General features: G+C 70.2%; 17 protein-coding genes. 8 read left to right on the plus strand and 9 right to left on the minus strand.

From position 1 onward, the window contains the following. The first annotated feature begins 93 nt into the window (after window positions 1-93). Both U9J39_RS11360 and U9J39_RS11365 read left to right on the plus strand, forming a co-directional pair. Window positions 94-1413, plus strand: coding sequence for an MFS transporter (locus U9J39_RS11360; protein WP_115713560.1), 1320 nt, complete (start codon window positions 94-96; stop codon window positions 1411-1413). A gap of 30 nt (window positions 1414-1443) precedes the next feature. After that, window positions 1444-2940: a M81 family metallopeptidase gene (locus U9J39_RS11365; protein WP_326347077.1), complete on the plus strand. Its 1497-nt coding sequence runs from the start codon at window positions 1444-1446 to the stop codon at window positions 2938-2940. Between the two features lie 33 nt (window positions 2941-2973). Here U9J39_RS11365 and U9J39_RS11370 read toward each other — a convergent pair whose 3' ends face one another. Further along, window positions 2974-3591 carry a LysE family translocator gene (locus U9J39_RS11370; RefSeq protein ID WP_326347078.1) on the minus strand — a complete coding sequence of 206 codons (618 nt, stop codon included), beginning with the start codon at window positions 3589-3591 and terminating at the stop codon, window positions 2974-2976. An 89-nt stretch (window positions 3592-3680) separates the two neighbouring features. Continuing rightward, window positions 3681-4304 (minus strand): FMN-binding negative transcriptional regulator, encoded by a 624-nt coding sequence (locus tag U9J39_RS11375; protein ID WP_326347079.1) that lies wholly within the window; start codon window positions 4302-4304, stop codon window positions 3681-3683. Window positions 4305-4386: 82 nt separating this feature from the next. Between U9J39_RS11375 and pdxR the strand changes: the two genes are divergently transcribed. The 5 genes from pdxR to U9J39_RS11400 all read left to right on the plus strand — a co-directional run bounded on the left by pdxR (window position 4387) and on the right by U9J39_RS11400 (window position 9089). Next, window positions 4387-5868 (plus strand): MocR-like pyridoxine biosynthesis transcription factor PdxR, encoded by a 1482-nt coding sequence (pdxR, locus tag U9J39_RS11380; protein WP_326347080.1) that lies wholly within the window; start codon window positions 4387-4389, stop codon window positions 5866-5868. 155 nt (window positions 5869-6023) lie between these two features. Next, complete coding sequence (locus U9J39_RS11385; RefSeq protein WP_240987800.1) at window positions 6024-7022, plus strand: tripartite tricarboxylate transporter substrate binding protein; 999 nt, start codon at window positions 6024-6026, stop codon at window positions 7020-7022. A 188-nt stretch (window positions 7023-7210) separates the two neighbouring features. Next, window positions 7211-7534, plus strand: a complete 324-nt coding sequence (locus U9J39_RS11390; protein ID WP_115683246.1) for a hypothetical protein — start codon at window positions 7211-7213, stop codon at window positions 7532-7534. 2 nt (window positions 7535-7536) lie between these two features. Continuing rightward, window positions 7537-8355, plus strand: coding sequence for an AadA family aminoglycoside 3''-O-nucleotidyltransferase (locus U9J39_RS11395; RefSeq protein WP_326347081.1), 819 nt, complete (start codon window positions 7537-7539; stop codon window positions 8353-8355). A gap of 146 nt (window positions 8356-8501) precedes the next feature. Beyond that, entirely contained in the window at window positions 8502-9089 is a 588-nt protein-coding gene (locus tag U9J39_RS11400) for a hypothetical protein (RefSeq protein ID WP_115713552.1), read from the plus strand. A gap of 18 nt (window positions 9090-9107) precedes the next feature. On the opposite strand, the gene U9J39_RS11405 is transcribed toward U9J39_RS11400, so the two are convergent. From U9J39_RS11405 to U9J39_RS11420, 4 genes are read right to left on the minus strand one after another with little or no spacing between them, the layout of a single operon-like run. Next, entirely contained in the window at window positions 9108-10178 is a 1071-nt protein-coding gene (locus U9J39_RS11405; RefSeq protein WP_116314221.1) for a VWA domain-containing protein, read from the minus strand. Continuing rightward, a complete protein-coding gene (locus tag U9J39_RS11410) occupies window positions 10175-11197 on the minus strand; it encodes a DUF58 domain-containing protein (RefSeq protein WP_326347082.1) in 1023 nt (340 codons plus the stop codon). The genes U9J39_RS11405 and U9J39_RS11410 overlap by 4 nt, the downstream gene beginning before the upstream one ends. Further along, window positions 11175-12188, minus strand: coding sequence for an AAA family ATPase (locus tag U9J39_RS11415; protein ID WP_115713549.1), 1014 nt, complete (start codon window positions 12186-12188; stop codon window positions 11175-11177). The genes U9J39_RS11410 and U9J39_RS11415 overlap by 23 nt, the downstream gene beginning before the upstream one ends. Window positions 12189-12199: 11 nt before the next feature. After that, the gene (locus U9J39_RS11420; protein ID WP_116314222.1) at window positions 12200-13120 is read right to left on the minus strand and encodes a S1C family serine protease; all 921 of its coding nucleotides are present in this window, start codon (window positions 13118-13120) and stop codon (window positions 12200-12202) included. Window positions 13121-13194: 74 nt separating this feature from the next. Between U9J39_RS11420 and U9J39_RS11425 the strand changes: the two genes are divergently transcribed. After that, window positions 13195-14256 (plus strand): VWA domain-containing protein, encoded by a 1062-nt coding sequence (locus tag U9J39_RS11425; RefSeq protein WP_116380400.1) that lies wholly within the window; start codon window positions 13195-13197, stop codon window positions 14254-14256. A 52-nt stretch (window positions 14257-14308) separates the two neighbouring features. On the opposite strand, the gene U9J39_RS11430 is transcribed toward U9J39_RS11425, so the two are convergent. Genes U9J39_RS11430 through U9J39_RS11440 form a run of 3 tightly spaced genes read right to left on the minus strand, consistent with a single transcriptional unit; the run spans window position 14309 to window position 17540 of the window. Next, complete coding sequence (locus tag U9J39_RS11430; protein WP_326347083.1) at window positions 14309-15313, minus strand: tripartite tricarboxylate transporter substrate binding protein; 1005 nt, start codon at window positions 15311-15313, stop codon at window positions 14309-14311. After that, window positions 15310-16320, minus strand: a complete 1011-nt coding sequence (locus tag U9J39_RS11435; RefSeq protein WP_326347084.1) for an NADPH:quinone oxidoreductase family protein — start codon at window positions 16318-16320, stop codon at window positions 15310-15312. Before U9J39_RS11435 ends, U9J39_RS11430 begins: the two co-directional genes overlap by 4 nt. Next, window positions 16317-17540, minus strand: coding sequence for a CaiB/BaiF CoA transferase family protein (locus U9J39_RS11440; RefSeq protein WP_326347085.1), 1224 nt, complete (start codon window positions 17538-17540; stop codon window positions 16317-16319). The genes U9J39_RS11435 and U9J39_RS11440 overlap by 4 nt, the downstream gene beginning before the upstream one ends. Window positions 17541-17570: the final 30 nt, after the last annotated feature.

A 17570-nucleotide genomic window follows, 5' to 3' on the forward strand; every position in this document is an offset into this window, starting at 1 on the left:
CTCTTGCTCTGTTTTTTCAGATGCCAGACGATCAACGCCTGCCATCGAAAGACATCGCGTCCACAAGAGCCGACCACCACGGGAGAGATCGACATGTCCGCAACCCTGCCCCCACGCCATCTCACGGAAGGCGCCGGCGCCGCGCAGCAGGCGCTGTACCGCAAGCTGAACTGGCGCCTGTTGCCGTTCCTGCTGCTGTGCTACACCTTTGCCTACCTGGATCGCGTCAACATCGGCTTCGCCAAGCTGCAGATGCAGAGCGACCTGGGCTTTTCCGACGCGGTGTACGGGCTGGGCGCGGGCATCTTCTTCTTTGGCTACGTACTGTTCGAGATCCCGAGCAACCTGTTGCTGCCCCGGATCGGCGCGCGCAAGACCATCAGCCGCATCCTGGTGCTGTGGGGCCTGACCTCGGCGGGCATGATGTTCGTGCGCGACGAAACCACGTTCTACGTGCTGCGTTTCCTGCTTGGCGTGTTCGAGGCCGGCTTCGCCCCCGGGATGATCTTCTACCTGACCTACTGGTACGGGCAGCAACGCATGGCCCGCGTGATGGCGGTGGTGATGCTGGCGGGCCCCATCGGCGGCATCTTTGGCTCGCCGCTGTCCACCTGGCTGATGACGGCGCTGTCCGGTGCGCACGGGCTGGCCGGGTGGCAATGGATGTTCCTGGTCGAAGGGCTGCCCTGCGTGCTGCTTGGCGCGCTGGCCCTGCGCGTGCTGGCCGACCGCCCGGCCGACGCAAGCTGGCTCAGCGACGCGGAAAAGCGCATGCTGGCCGCCGAACTGCAGGCGCCCGCGGGCGGGCATCACTCGTTCGGCCAGGTGGCGCGCGATCCGCGCGTGTACTTGCTGGCCTTTGCCTACTTCACCATGATCTGCGGCATCTACGCGGTGAGCTTCTGGCTGCCGTCTATCCTGAAGGCGGACGGCGTCACCGACACCATGCAGATCGGCCTGTATTCGATGATTCCCTATATTGCCGCGGCGATCGCGATGCTGGTGATCGGCCGCAGCTCGGACCGCCGCGGCGAGCGCCGCTGGCACAGCGCGGTGCCCGCGTTTACCGGCGCGGTGGCGCTGGCCCTGGCCACGCAGTCCAGCGGCAACCTGCCGGTGTCGCTGCTGTGCATGACCATTGCCACGGCGATGATGTGGGCCGCCTATACCGTGTTCTGGGCGATCCCGTCGCAATACCTGAAGGGCGATGCCGCGGCCGGCGGCATCGCGCTGATCAACACCATCGGCCTGATCGGCGGCTTTCTCAGCCCTACCATCATCGGCACCGTGCGCACCGCCACGGGCAGCATGCAGGCCGGGCTGCTGGTGATGGTGGCGCTGCTGCTGGCCGGCGCGGCAGTGCTGGTGGCCAACCGGATGCCGGCGCCGCAGGGCGCGGTGTCGCCGGCGTGACGCCGGACTTTTGTTTCACGGAGAAGAACCTTGGCAACACGGATCCTGGTCGCCGGCTTCCAGCACGAGACCAATACCTTTGCGCCGTCAAAGGCAACTTACGCCAGCTTCGAGCGCGGCGAGGGCTTTCCCGCGATGGTGCGCGGCGACGACATGCGCGCGCTGCGCGACGTCAACATCCCGGCCGGCGGCTTCATGGCCGCCGCCGAACGCTACGGCTGGACGCTGCTGCCGGTGATCTGGGCCGGCGCCAGCCCGTCGGCGCACGTGACCGAGGACGCGTACGAGCGCATCGCCGGCGAGATCGTCGGCGCGGCGCGCGCTGGCGGCTTCGACGCGGTCTATCTCGACCTGCACGGCGCCATGGTGGCCGAGCACACCGACGACGGCGAGGGCACGCTGCTCGAGCGTATCCGCGCGGCGGTGGGCCCCGGGGTGCCGGTGGTTGCCTCGCTCGACCTGCATGCCAACGTCACGCACGCCATGCTGCAGGCCGCCGATGCGCTGGTGGCCTACCGCACCTACCCGCACGTAGACATGGCCGAGACCGGCGCGCGCGCCGCGGCGCTGGTGCAGCGACTGCTGGCGCGCAAGGGGCCGTTGCACTGCGCGGTGCGACGGCTGCCGTTCCTGATCCCGATCAACGGCATGTGCACGATGCTGGAGCCGGCGCGCGGCATGTACGCGCTGTTGCAGCAGGGCGAACGCGGCGACGTGGTGTCGCTGTCGTTCGCGCCGGGCTTCCCGGCCGCCGATTTCCCGGAATGCGGTCCGGTGATCTGGGGCTATGGCGACGACGCCGGCGCGGCCGAAGCCGCGGTGCAGGCGCTGTACGACCGGATGCTGGCCGACGAGCCCGCCTGGGAGGTGCCGTTCCTCTCGCCCGACGAGGCCGTGCTCGAAGCCATGCGGCTGGCTGCGGGGGCCACGCGGCCGGTGGTCATCGCCGACACGCAGGACAACCCCGGCGCGGGCGGCGATTCGAACACCATGGGCATGCTGCGGGCCTTGCTGCGCCACGGCGCGCGGCAGGCGGCGATCGGGCTGATCTGGGACCCGGCCGCGGCGGCCGAGGCGCACCGCGCCGGCGTGGGCGCGACCATCGACGTCGCGCTCGGGGGCGTATCCGGGGTGCCCGGCGACGCGCCGCTGCGCGGTCGCTTCGAGGTGCTGAAGCTGTCCGATGGCGTATGCCGCTACGGCGGGCCGATGATGCACGGCATGCAGGCCGATGTCGGCCCGGTGGCACTGTTGCGCATCGACGATGTGCAGGTGGTGGTCAGTGCCGGCAAGGCCCAGATGCTCGACCGCAACCTGTTCCGCGTGGGCGGGGTCGAGCCCGAGGCGATGAAGATCCTGGTCAACAAGAGCTCGGTGCATTTCCGCGCGGATTTCCAGGGCATCGCGCATGCCGTGCTGGTGGCCAAGGCACCGGGCCCGATGACGGCCGATCCTGCGGACCTGCCCTGGACCCGGCTGGCGCCGGGCATCCGGCTCAAGCCGATGGGCAGGCCGTTCGAGCCGTAATGCCGGAGCCGGGCCGGCAGGAGGCCCGGCCCCTCATGCCTGGCGCCGCGCCAGCGCCAGGAAGGCGCCCAGCCCCACCATCGTGACGCCCGAGGCACGGGTCATCAGCCGCGCGCGCGCCGCGCTCGCGGCGCCCGACCTGAGCAGGCGATGCGCGGCGAAGACCACGACCACGTCCACCAGCGTGTTGAGCGCGACGCAGATGCAGCCCAGCGGCACCAGTTGCGACACGGCCGCCTGGCCCGGCGCGACGAACTGCGGCAGGAACGCGAGGAAGAACAGCGCGGTCTTGACGTTCAGCACCTCGACCACCACGCCTTCGGCCAGCGCGCGGCGCGCGCCCCGCGGCGGCACGGCGGCGACCGCGGCGGGCTGCTCCTTGCGCCGCAGCAGGCGAATGCCCAGGAACACCAGGTACGCCGCGCCCAGGTACTTGAGCAGGCTGAACGCCATCGCCGACTGGGCGATGACCAGTGACACGCCCGCGGCAGCGGCAAGCACATGGAGCAAGCCGCCGATGCCCGTGCCCAGGCATGAGGCGAGGCCCTCCGACCGTCCGCCGGCCGCAGTCCGCGCGACGACATAAGCAATGGCCGGGCCGGGGGTAATGGCGAGCACGACGGCGGCGATCAGGAAGGGAATCAGCGACATGGTCAGGCTCCTTGACGGTGAGGCAGGGTCGAGCGGCGCGGCGGCGTCCGGACCGGGCCGGCGCACGCGCGGATACAGGCGGGACCGGATCAGACCGCGTTGCGCATCGACTGCGCCAGCTCGGCGCAGCCGCGCGCGTGCAGCGTGTCGGCCGCGCCGAGGCGGTCCCGCGTGTCCTTGTTCTGGCCGAGCTTGCGCTTGCCCACCAGCGACGTCACGGCGATCTCGAGGCCGACGATGCCGCGCAGCATGGCGTCGAGGTAGTCGGGCGGGGCGTCGCCCATCTTCCACGGGCGCGGTTCGGCGGCCTCGTGCCGCCGCGTCAGGCGCGCTACCAGGCCGCGCACGAAGCGCTCGTCGTCGCGCACGGTGAGGATGCCGTGCGCGTGCACCAGCTCGTAGTTCCAGGTCGGCACCTGGCGATGCGTCTCATGCTTGCTCGGGTACCAGTTCGGCGAGACATAGGCCTCGGCGCCGCGGAACACCACCATCACCGGCGTGCCGGTCGGGCACCGCTGCCAGACCGGGTTGGCCCGCGCCACGTGCGCGGTGAGGACGCCGTTGGCACCGGCGCCGGGGTCGAATTCGAACGGCAGATGGTCGGCATCCAGGCCGTGCTGGCCGTGCGTGACCAGCATGCCCAGCGGGTGCGCATGGATGATGCGGGCAAGGGCGTCGGGGCGGGTTTCGGCGAAATGTTCGGGGAGGTACATCGTTGGGGCTCGGGGCGATCGGATGCTCGATACTGTCGCCGACAACTGGCACAATCGGAAGGTCCAGTTTCAAGGAATCTGAATGGGCCAGTTTGACGAACCCGCCGGCACCCGCCCCGGCGCCACGGGCGCCGGACGCCGCATCTATGACCTGCTGCGCGCCCAGATTGCCGACGGCACCCTGCTGCCGGGTGGGCCGGCGCCGTCCACGCGCGGCCTGGCGGCCGAGCTGGGGGTATCGCGCACCACCGTGACCGCCGCCTACGAACAGCTCGCGGCAGAGGGTTTCCTGGTCACGGCCAGGGGGCGGGCGGCCCGCATTGCCAGCCCGCTGGCGGCTGCCCCGCCGGCCCGGCCGGATGTCGCGCGGCACGCCAGGGAACCGGCGCTGTCGCAGTTCGGCCGCCGCGTGGCGGCACTGGGGCTGCCGGCAGCGCCGCCGGCCGAGCCGGTGCGCTTCGATTTCCTGTACGGCTCGGTGGCCTGGCGGGACTTCCCGGCGCTGGCGTGGCGGCGCGCCTGGCAGGCCGAGCTGCTGCGCCAGCACGACAGCCTGTGCTACGCCGCGCCGGAAGGCGAGGCAGCCCTGCGGCGCGCGCTGCAGGGCTACCTGCGCCGCGCGCGCGGGCTGGCCTGCGACGCCGGACAGATCGTGGTGGTGCATGGCTCGCAGCAGGGCATCGACCTGTGCGCGCGGCTGTTGCTGGATGACGGCGATACCTTCGCCTTTGAAGAGCCCGGCTACCTGATGGCCAGGCGCTGCTTCGAAGCCACCGGCGCCCGGTGCCTGTCCGTTCCGGTGGACGGGCAGGGCATGGATACCGCCAGCCTGCCGGCGGACGACCGGGTCCGGCTGGCCTACGTGACGCCGTCGCACCAGTTCCCGCTGGGGGGCGTGCTGCCGATCGGGCGCCGGCAGGCACTGCTGCAATGGGCCCGGCGCCACGACGCCTGGATCGTCGAGGACGACTATGACGGCGAATTCCGCTACGGCCAGCGGCCGATCGATACCCTGCGCGCGATCGACACCGATGGCCGCGTGATCTATGTCGGCACCTTCTCCAAGGCGCTGTCGCCGCAGCTGCGGCTGGGGTACCTGGTGCTGCCGCCGGAACTGGTGCCGGTGTTCGGCCAGGCCAAGCGGCTGGCCGACCGCCATGCCCCCGTGCTGGAACAGCGCGTGCTGGCCGCACTGATCGACAGCGGCGCCTACGAGCGCCACGTCCGTCGCATGCGCCGCGAGAACGAGCGCCGCCGCGCGGCGCTGCTCGATGGCATTGCGCGCCACCTGCCCGGCGATGCCGAGGTCAGCGGCACCGCCGCCGGGCTGCACGTGGTGCTGTGGCTGCCGTCGCTGCGGCCGCGGGACGAGCCGGCACTGGTGGCCGCCGCGCGCGGCGCCGGCGTGGGCGTCTACCCGGTCTCGGCGCTGTATGCCCGGCCACATGGGGCGGGCCGGCCCCGTGCGGCCGGCCTGGTGCTGGGCTACGCCAGCCTGACCAGCGCGCAGATAGAGCAGGGCGTGCGCGTGCTGGGCACGGTGGTCGCGGCGATGGCGGGTTGACCGGCGGCACGCCCGGCGCTGCGTGCCGGGCATTTCTGCCAATGACATTGAACAGAACGGCAATTGGCCCACCTGGCGCAACGCTCTAACGTCTGTCGAAAACGACCGCGGCCGGTACGCCGGGCGGCAACAGAACGACAACCAGGAGACAGCGCATGGCTATCACAAGGCGTGGCATGGGAGGGCGTTTGCTATCGGTCGTGGCAAGGGCCATGGCGGCAATGGCGATCTGCGCGGCGGCAGCGCCGGCCGCGACGGCAGCTGGCGATTTCCCGGCCAAGCCCATCGAGTTCTGGATTCCGTTCCCGCCCGGCGGTCCCACCGACGGCTCGCTGCGCACGCTGCTGGCAGCCGCCGGCAAGGAACTGGACCAGCGCGTGGTGCCGATCAACAAGCCCGGTGCGGGCGCCACGCTGGCGGCCCAGGTGATGTCCCAGACCGCGGCGCCGAACGGCTACACGCTGTCGATGGTCGCGGCCAATATCTTCCGCATGCCGCACCTGCAAAAGACGCCATACGACCCGCTCAGGGACTTTACCTACATCATCGGCCTGACCAACTACCGCTATGGCCTGGTGGTGCGCGCCGACGCGCGCTGGAAGACGCTGGAAGAATTCCTTGCCTACGCGAAGGCGAACCCTGGCAAAGTGACCTACGGTGCGGTCGGCATCGGCAGCTCGGGACATATCTCGATGGAGAAGCTGGGCCGGGCCGCCGGCGCCAAATTTACCTTCGTGCCTTACAAGGGCGGCGCCGAGGAAATGATGGCGTTGATGGGCGGCGACATCGATGCGGTGCTTGACCCGGGCTGGGGCCAATTCGCCGTCGCCGGCAAGGTGCGGCCGCTGGCTATCGTCGGCGACGCGCGCTTTGCTCGCTTCAAGGATGTGCCGACCCTGAAGGAGCGGGGCTACGACATTACCGCCAGCTCGCTGGTGGGCATCGTCGGCCCGCGCGGCATGGATCCGGCGGTAGTCAGGAAGCTGCACGATGCGTTCTTCCGCGCCGCGCAGGACCCCGCCTACCTGCGCTCGCTCGAGGCCATCGACCTGGAGCCCGTCCACCTCAACAGCGCGGACTACACCAGGTTCGCGGCCGAACAATTCGAGCGCGAAAAGCGCGTGGTGCAGCAGCTCGATATCAGCCTGCAGTGATCGGCGTGCGATCATCGCGCGACCGGCTGCACTGTCTCAGTGCAGCGGTTCATGCCGGGCCATCCGTGGCTCGGGTTAGCGCAACTTCTTTGGTACGCTGGTGGTATGCCTGCCGCTGCCATCGCTGCTTGCGCCCCGAGCGCGTGACTTCCGCACTCCTCCGGCTGGCAGCGGCCAAAGGAGTGATCATGCAAGAGCTGAGCTTTAGCGCCCTGCTGTACCGCTATTTCTTCTTCGGCTGGCTGTTCCGGGACGCCAGCCGCGGCAACCGCGCCGAACGCACGCGCGCCTGGCACTTCAACCAGGCGCGCGCGCATTGGCTGCTGACCTACATGCGGCGCTGGCTCTGGTGCGGCGTGTTGTTCTACGCGCTGGGCAGTGTGGTGGAGCTGATGCTGTCCGCGCCGGCGCTGTCGGCGCTCTTCTATGTGCCCGGCGCGCTGTGCGTGCCGGTCAACGTTGTCATCGGCGTGCTGTGGCTGGGCCTGAAGACGCTGCCCGGGCCGCTGTGAACATGACGGCCGTATTCCTGCCCGCGGCAATCGCGCAGCAAGTCCGCCTGGCCCATGCCGTGATTGCACGTCATCTGGACGGCACGCTGCTGGGTGTCCACCTGTTCGGTTCGGCACTCGATGGCGGGCTGCGGCCGCACAGCGATATCGACCTGCTGGTGACCACGCGCGGCGGGCCCGACGATGCCCTGCGGCAAGCGCTGCTGCGCGACCTGCTGGAGGTCTCGGCTCCGCCGGGCAGCGACGGGCCGTGGCGGCCGCTGGAAGTTACCGTGGTGGCGCGCGGCGAAGTGGTGCCATGGCGCTACCCGGTCACGCGCGAACTGCAGTTCGGCGAATGGCTGCGCCAGGACATCCAGGCCGGCATGTTCGAGGGCCGGATGCCGGACCACGATCTCGCCATCCTGCTGACCCAGGTGCGGCAGCACAGCATCGCGCTGCTGGGTCCGACGGCCACGACGTGCTTCGAACCTGTTCCCCGGCAGGACTTCATCGCCGCGCTCGCCGATACCGTCGCCCAATGGCAGACCGAAAGCGACTGGGCCGGCGACGAGCGCAATGTGGTGCTGGCAATGGCGCGGATCTGGTACAGCGCCGCCACCGGCCGGATCGCACCCAAGGACGTCGCCGCCGCCTGGGTGCTGGAGCGCCTGCCGGCCGCGCAACGGCCGGTGATGGCAGCGGCGCGGGCGGCGTACCTGTCGGGCGGGCCGGATGATCCGGTGCTGCGTGGCGCGGCGGTTGCGGTGTTCATGCGGTACGCCGCAGGCGTGGTCAGGGCGCTGCTGGCGCAGCCGGCCGGGCACAGTCCCATGCGGTGAGGACCGGTATCGCCCGCGCCAGTCGGCGGCCGCCAACGGCTTGCTGCTCTCTCTGCTATGGTTAACAGGCCTTTCCGTCACGCGTGCCCGCCCCTGGCCGGCATCGCACGGCGGTCCACGGCAACCTTGAAACCAGGGAGAACGGCATGAAACCCGGCAAGCTAATCGTGGCGGCGGCGCTTGCCGCCGCGTCCGCTACAGCGCTGGCGCAACCCGAGACCCGCGTCGACTCGGTTTCCGGCGTGGGCGCATCGCGCACCACCGGCACGGTCAAGGCCACGGCCACGGTGGCGGCCATCGATGCGGCCACCCGCACCGTTACGCTCAAGGACGAGCAGGGCAAGCTCACCGACGTGCAGGTGGGCGACGACGTGCGCAACTTCGGGCAGCTGCGCGTGGGCGATGCGGTCACGGCGGAATACACGCAGGCCTTGTCGGTCAGCCTGAACCGCCAGAGCGGCATCCGCTCCAGCAGCGAGCGCGAGATCACGCAGCGCGCCGCGCCGGGCGCGAAGCCGGGCGGCATGGTCGGGCGCGAGGTCACGGTCACCGCGGACGTGGTGGCGGTCGACACCAAGACCGGCATGGTGACGCTGAAGGGGCCGCAGGGCCGGATGGTGGACGTGCATGTCGCCGACCCGAAGCAGCTGAAGGCGGTGCGCGCCGGCGAGCAGGTGCAGGCGGTCTACACCGAGGCGATCGCGATCTCGGTCACGCCGCGCAATGCGCGCTGATTTGCCGTCGGCCGTCCGCTACATCACGCGCCCGAACCACCACAGCGACAACAGCCCCGCGCACGCCGCCAGCAGCGCGCCCAGCGCGGCGAACAGCGCGGTGATCTCGACCTGGCTGCGCTTGTCGAACGCCAGCCGCGCGTTGAGCGCGCGGTACACCCGCTTCAGTTCGGTGGCATCCTCCAGCCGAAAGTACTCGGCACTGGTGGCGTCGGCGACTTCCTTCAGCACCTTCTCGTCCAGCCTGACGCGGGCCGACCAGCCGTCGACCGAGAGCACCACGCCTTCAGGGGTGCCCACGCCCACGGTATAGATGCGCACGCCGTGCTCCGCGGCAAGCTGGGCCGCGCGCATCGCCGCCGGGCCGGCGTTGCTTTCGCCGTCGGAGAACAGCACGATCGCGCCGGCGGTATAGGAGCCCGGCTGCACCGGCTCGCTGTTGCCGGGCGGATTGGCCAGGCCCCGTGATCGCCTTGGCGGCGGCGTGTCGTCGTTCATCAGCCGCTCGGCATCGGGCGTGAGCTCCGGCAGCAGTGTGGTCAGCGCAATCAGCATGCCGTTGCCCAGCGCGGTGCCGCCCTGCGGCTGCAGGCGCTCGATCGCGGTGGCAACGGCCTCCCTGGCGCGGGTGGGCGCCTGCGCCACGGCGGCGGTGCCGGCCATCGCAACCACGCCGACGCTGACGCCTGCGGGTTGCGCCTCCAGCAGGGTGGTGGCGGCCTGCTGGGCGGCGCCCAGGCGGCTGGGCTTGACATCCTGGGCGCGCATGCTGCCGGACAGGTCCATCACCAGCACCACCGTCTCGATGCGCGAAGGCAGCATCATCACCGCCTGGGGCCGCGCAATCGCCGCGATCAGCGCGGCCAGCGCCAGCAGGATCAGCAACGGCGCCACGTGGCGGCGCCAGCCACTGCCGCCCCGCGTCGCAACGCCCGCTGTCTTCAGCGCCGGGTAATGCCCGGCCGCGTGCCGCCTGCGCCGGTCGAGCCAGACATAGCCCGCCGCCAGCCCTCCGACCAGCGCGAACAGCCACAGCATGCCTGGCCACAGGAAGCTGAACACGGGCAGGCGGCTGAGCGCGTCGATCATGCGGCCCCCCTCGCGATGTTGGCGGCCCTGGCGCTGCCTTGCTGGCGCCGGCGCTGGCGCGCGAAGCTCAGCAGCGCCAGGTCGAGCCGGGCGTAGGTCGACAGCGTCAGGCATGCCACACCGGCGCGCGCGAAGGCCTGGCGCAGCTCCGCCTCGCGCGCCTCGGCGGCGGCTGCGAAGCGCTTGCGGAAGGACGGGTCATGGGTATCGACGAACAACTGCTCGCCGGTCTCCGCATCCTGCAGCACCACCAGTCCCAGGTCTGGCAACGCGGTTTCGAGCGGATCGACCAGCCGCACCGCGACCACTTCATGGCGCCGCGCGAGCATGCCAAGCGACGCCTGCCAGCCCGGCGCGCTGATGAAATCCGACACCACGAACACCACCGAGCGCCGCCTTGCCACCGCGCGGGCGCGTTCGAGCAGGTCGCGCAGCCGGGTGTCGCCCGGCGATGCGGCCGGCGTGGCGCGCATGCGGTGCAGCAGGTGCAGCAGCTGCCGGCGCCCGGCGCGCGCCGGCACCACCGTGGCGTCGGCATTGGCGGCGGCGCCATAGAGCACGGCGCCCACCCGGTTGCCATAGCGCGTCAGCAGCAGCGCCATCACCGTGGTGAAGTCGCTCAGCAGGTCGCGCTTGCGCACGCTGCCCGAGCCGAAGTCGATCGAGCCGCTCAGGTCCAGCAAGAACCAGGCCGCGACCTCGCGGTCTTCCTGGTACTCGCGCACATGCGGCGTCTGCAGTCGCGCGGTCACGTTCCAGTCGATATGGCGCACGTCGTCGCCGGCGTGGTATTCGCGCAGGTCGGCAAAGTCCAGGCCGAAGCCGCGGAACAGCGTGCGGTAGTCGCCTTGCAGCAGCCCGTCGAGGCGGCGCACCACAGTCCATTCCAGGCGCCGCAGCAGGGCATCGGTCTGGTTTGCGCCGGCGCCGGCCAGCGCCACGCCGGATACAACGCCGGAAGCAATCCCGGGCGCGGTGTCCGGGGCGTCCCGGGGCTTAGTCCGCCGCCGCCCGAACATGGGATTCCATGGGCCGCTCGGGAACCGGCAGCGCCTGCGAGATGCGGGAGATGAGCTGGTCGGCGGTCACGCCGTCGGACATGGCCTCATACGAGAGCGACAGGCGATGGCGCAACACGTCCGGCACCAGGTCGGCCACGTCCTCGGGCAGGGCGTAGTGGCGGCCGCGCAGGTAGGCCAGCGCGCGCGCGCCTTCGACCAGGCCGATGGTGGCGCGCGGGCTGGCGCCGAACGACACGTAGCGGTCCAGGTCCGCCAGGCCGTAGTCGCCCGGCTTGCGCGTGGCCGCGACCACGCGCACCGCGTACTGGACCAGGCTGGGATCGACATACACCTTGCGGCAGGCCTCCTGCAGCGCGGTCAGGTGCTCGGGCGTGGCCACCGGGCTTACGCTGATGCGCGGGCCGGTGACGCGGTTGACGATCACCACTTCTTCCTCTTCCGACGGATAGCCCACCAGCACCTTCATCATGAAGCGGTCGACCTGCGCCTCGGGCAGCGGGTAGGTGCCCTCGGTCTCGATCGGGTTCTGCGTCGCCATGACCAGGAACGGCGCGGGCACGCGATGGGTCTCGCCGGCGATGGTGACCTGCTTCTCCTGCATCACTTCCAGCAGCGCGCTCTGCACCTTGGCCGGCGCGCGGTTGATCTCGTCGGCCAGCAGCAGGTTGGCAAAGACCGGGCCGCGCACCGTCGAGAACTCGCCCGTGCCCTGGTTGTACATGCGCGTGCCGACCAGGTCGGCCGGCAGCAGGTCCGGCGTGAACTGGATGCGCTTGAAGGTGCCGCTCATGGTCCGCGCCAGCGTGTTGACGGTCAGGGTCTTGGCCAGCCCCGGCACGCCCTCCACCAGCAGGTGGCCGCCGGACAGGATGGCCACCAGCACCCGTTCGAGAAAATGGTCCTGCCCGACCACCACGCGTTTTACCTCGTACAGCAGGCGTTCCATCAAGTTGGCGCTGTCGGCTGCGCCCCTGGCTTGGTCGTTCATAGGTCCCCGCGTCAGAAAGGAGAAGTTCCGATGGATACGCCGGCGCTTTCGATCGTGGTGGCGAAGCCGATGCCGATGAAGGTGCCGCTGTTGCCCGGGTTGAGGATGGCGGTGACGATGCCCACCACCTCGCCATTCATGTTCACCAGCGGGCCGCCCGAGTTGCCCGGATTGACCGCGGCGTCGAACTGGATCAGCTTGTCCAGGGTCCGCTTGTTGTCGGACGCGACGAACTCGCGGTCCAGCCCGGACACCACGCCGGCGGATACCGACGGCCCGATGCCGAACGGAAAGCCCACCGCGACCACTTCGGACCCGGGCAGCAGGTCCCGGCTGGAACCCAGCGTTGCCGCCGGCAGGTCGTCGGGTATCGACTTGGCCTGGATCACCGCCAGGTCCTTCTCGGGAATCGTCTGCAGCACGGTGGCCTCGGACGTGTGCCCGTCGTGGAAGGTCAGCTCGAGGCGCCGCGCTCCGGCAATCACGTGGAGGCTGGTAAGGATCACGCCGCGCTCGGTCACCACCACGCCCGAGCCGATGTGGCGGGATTCCGGCTTGTTCTCCGCGCTGTTGCCGGGCGGACGTTCGTTGGGCAGTGGCGGGGCGGTGGGGGCGGGGGGAGTCGACGGTGAGGCTTCGGGCGGCGTGGTCGGGGCGTCACGTCCGGCCTGCGGCGCGGAAGCCGCATCGGCGGTTTTTGCGGGCGCGGGGTAGTTGCGGATTTCGACCACCGATTCACGCACCGCCTCGGCCGCCATGGCGGTGCGCGAGGGCAGGGGCTTGGTCTCGAGCGTGTGCAGCACGGCCGCGTCGATGTCCTTCTGCGTCAGCGCGCGCGGCTTGGGCTGCAACAGCCACGCCGAGCCCACACTGGCGGCAAGAACCAGCGCGACGGTCGCCGAGACCCATCCGTAGATCGTCACCCGTTTCATCGCAGCCCCCGAGGTCCCGTCCCGCCTTAAAAAATACAGTACCATCCTCTTACCCACGCGCCAAGGAGCAGGGCATGCAGTTTCTCTGGCCGCAGATGCTCTGGTTGCTGCTTGCGCTTCCGGTGCTGGCAGCCGCCTACCTGTACCTGCTCGCGCGGCGCAAGAAGGCGGCGGTGCTGTATGCAAGCCTTGCATTGCCGCGCGCCGCGCTCGGCCCGCGCCAACGCCTGCGGCGCCACATTCCACCGTTGCTGTTCTTCTTCGCGCTGGCCGCGGCATTGCTGGCCTGCGCGCGTCCCAGCGCCACCATCACGCTGCCGGCCGATACCGTGACCCTGGTGCTGGCGATGGACACCTCGCGCAGCATGGAGGCCGCCGACGTGCCGCCCAACCGCATCAGCGCCGCCCAGCAGGCCGCGCGCGACCTCGTCGTGGGGCTGCCGGCCAGCGTGCGGCTGGGCATCGTTTCCTTCGCCGGCACCGCGGCGGTGGTGCTGCCGCCCACCGACAACCGGCAGGACATGCTCGACGCGATCGATCGCTTCCAGCTGCAGCGCGGCACCGCCACCGGCAGCGGCCTGTTCCAGGCGCTGGCGGTGCTGTTTCCGGAAGACGGCATCGACCTCGAAGTGATCCTGTTCGGCAGCCGCTCGGACCGCGCCGGACGCGGCACCTCGCTCGACGAGGCCGCCGCGGCCGACGCCGCGCGCCGGCGCGAACAGAACCAGCAGGCGGCGCAGCCCGGCTCGTACCCGCACGGCGCGGTGATCCTGCTCAGCGACGGCCGGCGCACCACCGGGCCAGACCCGCTCGACGCCGCGCGCATGGCCGCCCAGCGCGGCGTGCGCGTCTACACCGTCGGCTTCGGCTCGCAGCAGGTCACGTCCGCGCCGGAGTCCAGCCTGGCGTACTTCATGCAGCTGGACGAACCGGCGCTGCGCGCGGTCGCCGCCATCACCGGCGGCGAGTACTTCCACGCCGGCACGGCGGCCGACCTGAGCCAGGTCTACCGCCAGCTCAGCGCGCGCTTTGCGCTGGAGCGCAGGGAAACCGAATTGGGTGCCTTGTTCGCCGCAGGGGCGGTGGCGTTGCTGGCGCTGGCGTGTGGGTTGTCGATGTTGTGGTTCAGGCGGTGAGGTGGCAAGCGATGGCGGAGTCATGTGAGGAGGCGACGGCCGCCTCTATTGCCTACTGGTCTGCCTTCGCGCCCGAACGGCGCACGATTTCCGCCCATTTCCTGCCCTCAGCTGCGTTGTAGCGGGCAAAGTCGGCGGGCGACGAGCCCACAGGCTCAGCACCCATGTCCGCGTATTGCTGGCGCACATCGGGCCGTTTCAGCGCGGCAGCCGCATGCGTGGCAAGCTTCTCGACCACTGCTGCCGGCGTGCCTCGCGGCGCCCACAAGCCATACCAGGTACTGATGTCGAAGCCGGGCAAGCCGGACTCCGCAACGGTCGGGATGTCGGGCAACGCGCTCGCGCGGCGCGGGGTGGTAACAGCGATGGCACGTAGCTTGCCGGACTTGATAAACGGCATGGCGGACGGCATGGAATCGAACATCAGCTGGATCTGGCCGCCCATCAGATCCGTCAGCGCCGGCGCGCTGCCCTTGTATGGAACATGCTGCATCGGCACCCTGGCCGCCAGCTTGAACGATTCGCCGGCCAGGTGCTGGGCCGAGGCATTGCCCGCCGAGCCGAAGTTAAGCGCGCCGCCCTCGCGCCTGGCATAGGCAATCAGGTCCTGCACGGTCTTCACCGGCGAGGCGTTGTTGACCACCAGCACCAGCGGTACGTCGGCCAGCTGCGTGATTGGCACGAAATCCTTGAACGCGTCATAGCGCATCTTCGGCTGGATGCTGGGGTTGATCACATGCAGCGAGGCATTGGCGAGGATGGTGTAGCCGTCAGCGGCCGCGCGCGCCACGGCTTCGGCGCCAATCATGCCGCTGGCGCCGGGTTTGTTGTCGACCACCACGCCCTGGCCCAGGCTTTCGCCCATCTTGACCGCCACCACGCGCGCCAGCAGGTCGGTGGGTCCGCCGGCCGGGTAGGGCAGCACCATGCGCACCGGATGTTGCGGAAATTCCTGCGCGCCGGCGGCGGCGGGCAGCAGCGCGCTGGCGGCCGACAGCACCAGCGCCGCGCGCAGCCGCGTCCATATCGCATGTGGTTTCGGATATCGGGTGTTCACGTCTCTGTCTCCTTGATTTTTATCGCTACCTTGCCCACCACCTGGCGGGATTCCAGCGCGGCCAGGGCATCGCCCAGGCCGGTGATCGGATACGTCGCGGACACGGTCGGCGCCAGCTTGCCCTGCGCGGCCCAGTCGAACAGCGTTGCCATGACGTCCTGCAGCGCCGCGGCGTGCTGTGCGCGCTCGTTGGCGGGCGTCCAGCCGATATAGCGGCCAAAGAAGAACCCGTGCAGCGTCAGGTTCTTGACCAGTAGCAGGTTCACCGGTGCCTGTGGGATGGTGCCGCTGGCAAAGCCGATGCTGAGGATGCGGGCGTTGGCCGCCGCCGCGCGCAGCGCCTGCTGGAACAGCTCGCCACCGACGGGGTCCACCACCACGTCGGCACCGCGGCCGCCGGTCAGGGCCTTGACCGCGCTTGCCAGGTCCGCCGGCGCCACTGCGTGCGTGGCGCCGCGCCGCAGCGCGTCGGCACGCTTGGCCTCGGTGCTGGCGCAGGCGATCACGGCGGCGCCGAGCTCGCGCGCAATCTCCACGGCGGCCAGGCCCACGCCCGCGCCGGCCCCCAGCACCAGCACGGTATCGCCGGGGCGCAGCGCGCAGCGCCACACCAACCCGCAATAGGCCGTGCCGTACGAAATCGGAACCGGCAGCGCGACCGTCGAGGGCAGCGCGTCCGGCACGCCATAGACCGTGTATTCGGGCACCGTGACCCGTTCGGCAAAGCAGCCCCAGTCCGCGATCGCCACCACGCGGTCGCCCGGGCGCAGCCGCGTGACGGCATCGCCGCAGGCGACCACGCGGCCGACGGCCTCGGTCCCCGGCACGAAAGGCAGCAGCGGGCGCCTTTGGTACTGTCCGGCAATCATCAGGCCGGTGGCATGGCTTACGCTGGCATACTCGACCGCGATCGTGACCGCATGCGGGTCAGCCAGCGCCGGCTCGGGAATGGATTGCACGGAGACGTCGTGCACACTGCCAAATTGTTCGCACACCAGCGCCTTCATTGGACACCTGCCCTGGCCGCAGGGGCCTGTCGCGCCACGCCCTGGCGCAGCCAGTCGTCGATGGCCAGCTGGCTGAAGCCCGCCTCGCGCAGGATCTCGACGGTATGTTCGCCGTTGGCCGGCGCCGGGCCGGGATCCCGGCGCAAGCCGCGCGCCGGGATCCCGGCAAAGGGCAGCGGCCCCAGCCCGGGCTGCGCGATGGCCTGGAAAGTTTGCCGATGCGCGGCCTGCGGATGCGCGAGCACGTCGTCATAGGTGCGCACCGGGGCATGCAGCACGTCATGCCGGCTGAGGATTTCCTGCCATTGCGCGGTGGTGTGCGTGGCGATGCAGCGCGCCACCAGCTGGTTGAGCAGCGCGGCATGGGCCATGCGCGCGGCGTTGTCGGCAAAGCGCGGGTCTTCGAGCCAGTCGGAATGGTCCAGCGCCCGGCACAGCTTGCCAAACTGCGCGTCGTTCAGCGCCAGCAGCGTCAGGCTGCCGTCGCGGCTGGCATAGACGCCGTTGGGCGCGCTGACTGGCCCCGCGGCGGCCGGGCCGCCGATGGCATGCTCGAGCAGGTTGTTGGCCTGCAGCGCGCAGCAGGCCTCGAACAGGTTCAGCTCGACATGGCCGCCGCGCCCGGTGCGATAGCGCCGGCACAGTGCCGCGGCGCACGCCTGCGCGGCATAAAGGCCGGTGGCGGCATCGGCCAGCAGCATGCCGATGCGGCGCGCGCTGCCATCGGCGTCCCGGTTGGCGAACATCAGTCCGGAATCCGCCTGCATGACAGAGTCCGACGCCGGATAGTCGGCATACGGACCATCCGCGCCATAGCCGCTGATCGACACATAGACCAGCTCAGGGCGTTGCGCGGCCAGCGCGGCATAACCCACGCCCAGCCGTTCGGCCACCTGCGGGCGAAAGTTCTGCACCAGCACGTCGGCCTGCAGCGCCAGGTCCAGCAGCACGGCCTTGCCGGTGTCGGTGGTGGCATCGATGCAGGCGCTGCGCTTGCCGCCGTTATAGGCCAGTGCCAGCGCGCTGGTATCGCCGCGCACGACACCGACCTTGCGGCCCCAGTCGCCCGCGGGCGGCTCGATCTTGACGACTTCCGCGCCTTGCTGCCACAGGATGTGAGCGCAATACGGGCCGGCAATGCCCTGGCTGATGTCCAGCACGCGCAAGCCGGCAAAGGGCAGGTCGGTGTCGTCCGGTCTGGTGGTGGAGAGTGAGGGCATGAGCTCGTCGGCAGGGATAAACACGAGCTT

It is taken from the genome of Cupriavidus sp. SS-3 (assembly GCF_035818815.1).
Lineage (GTDB): Bacteria > Pseudomonadota > Gammaproteobacteria > Burkholderiales > Burkholderiaceae > Cupriavidus > Cupriavidus taiwanensis_C.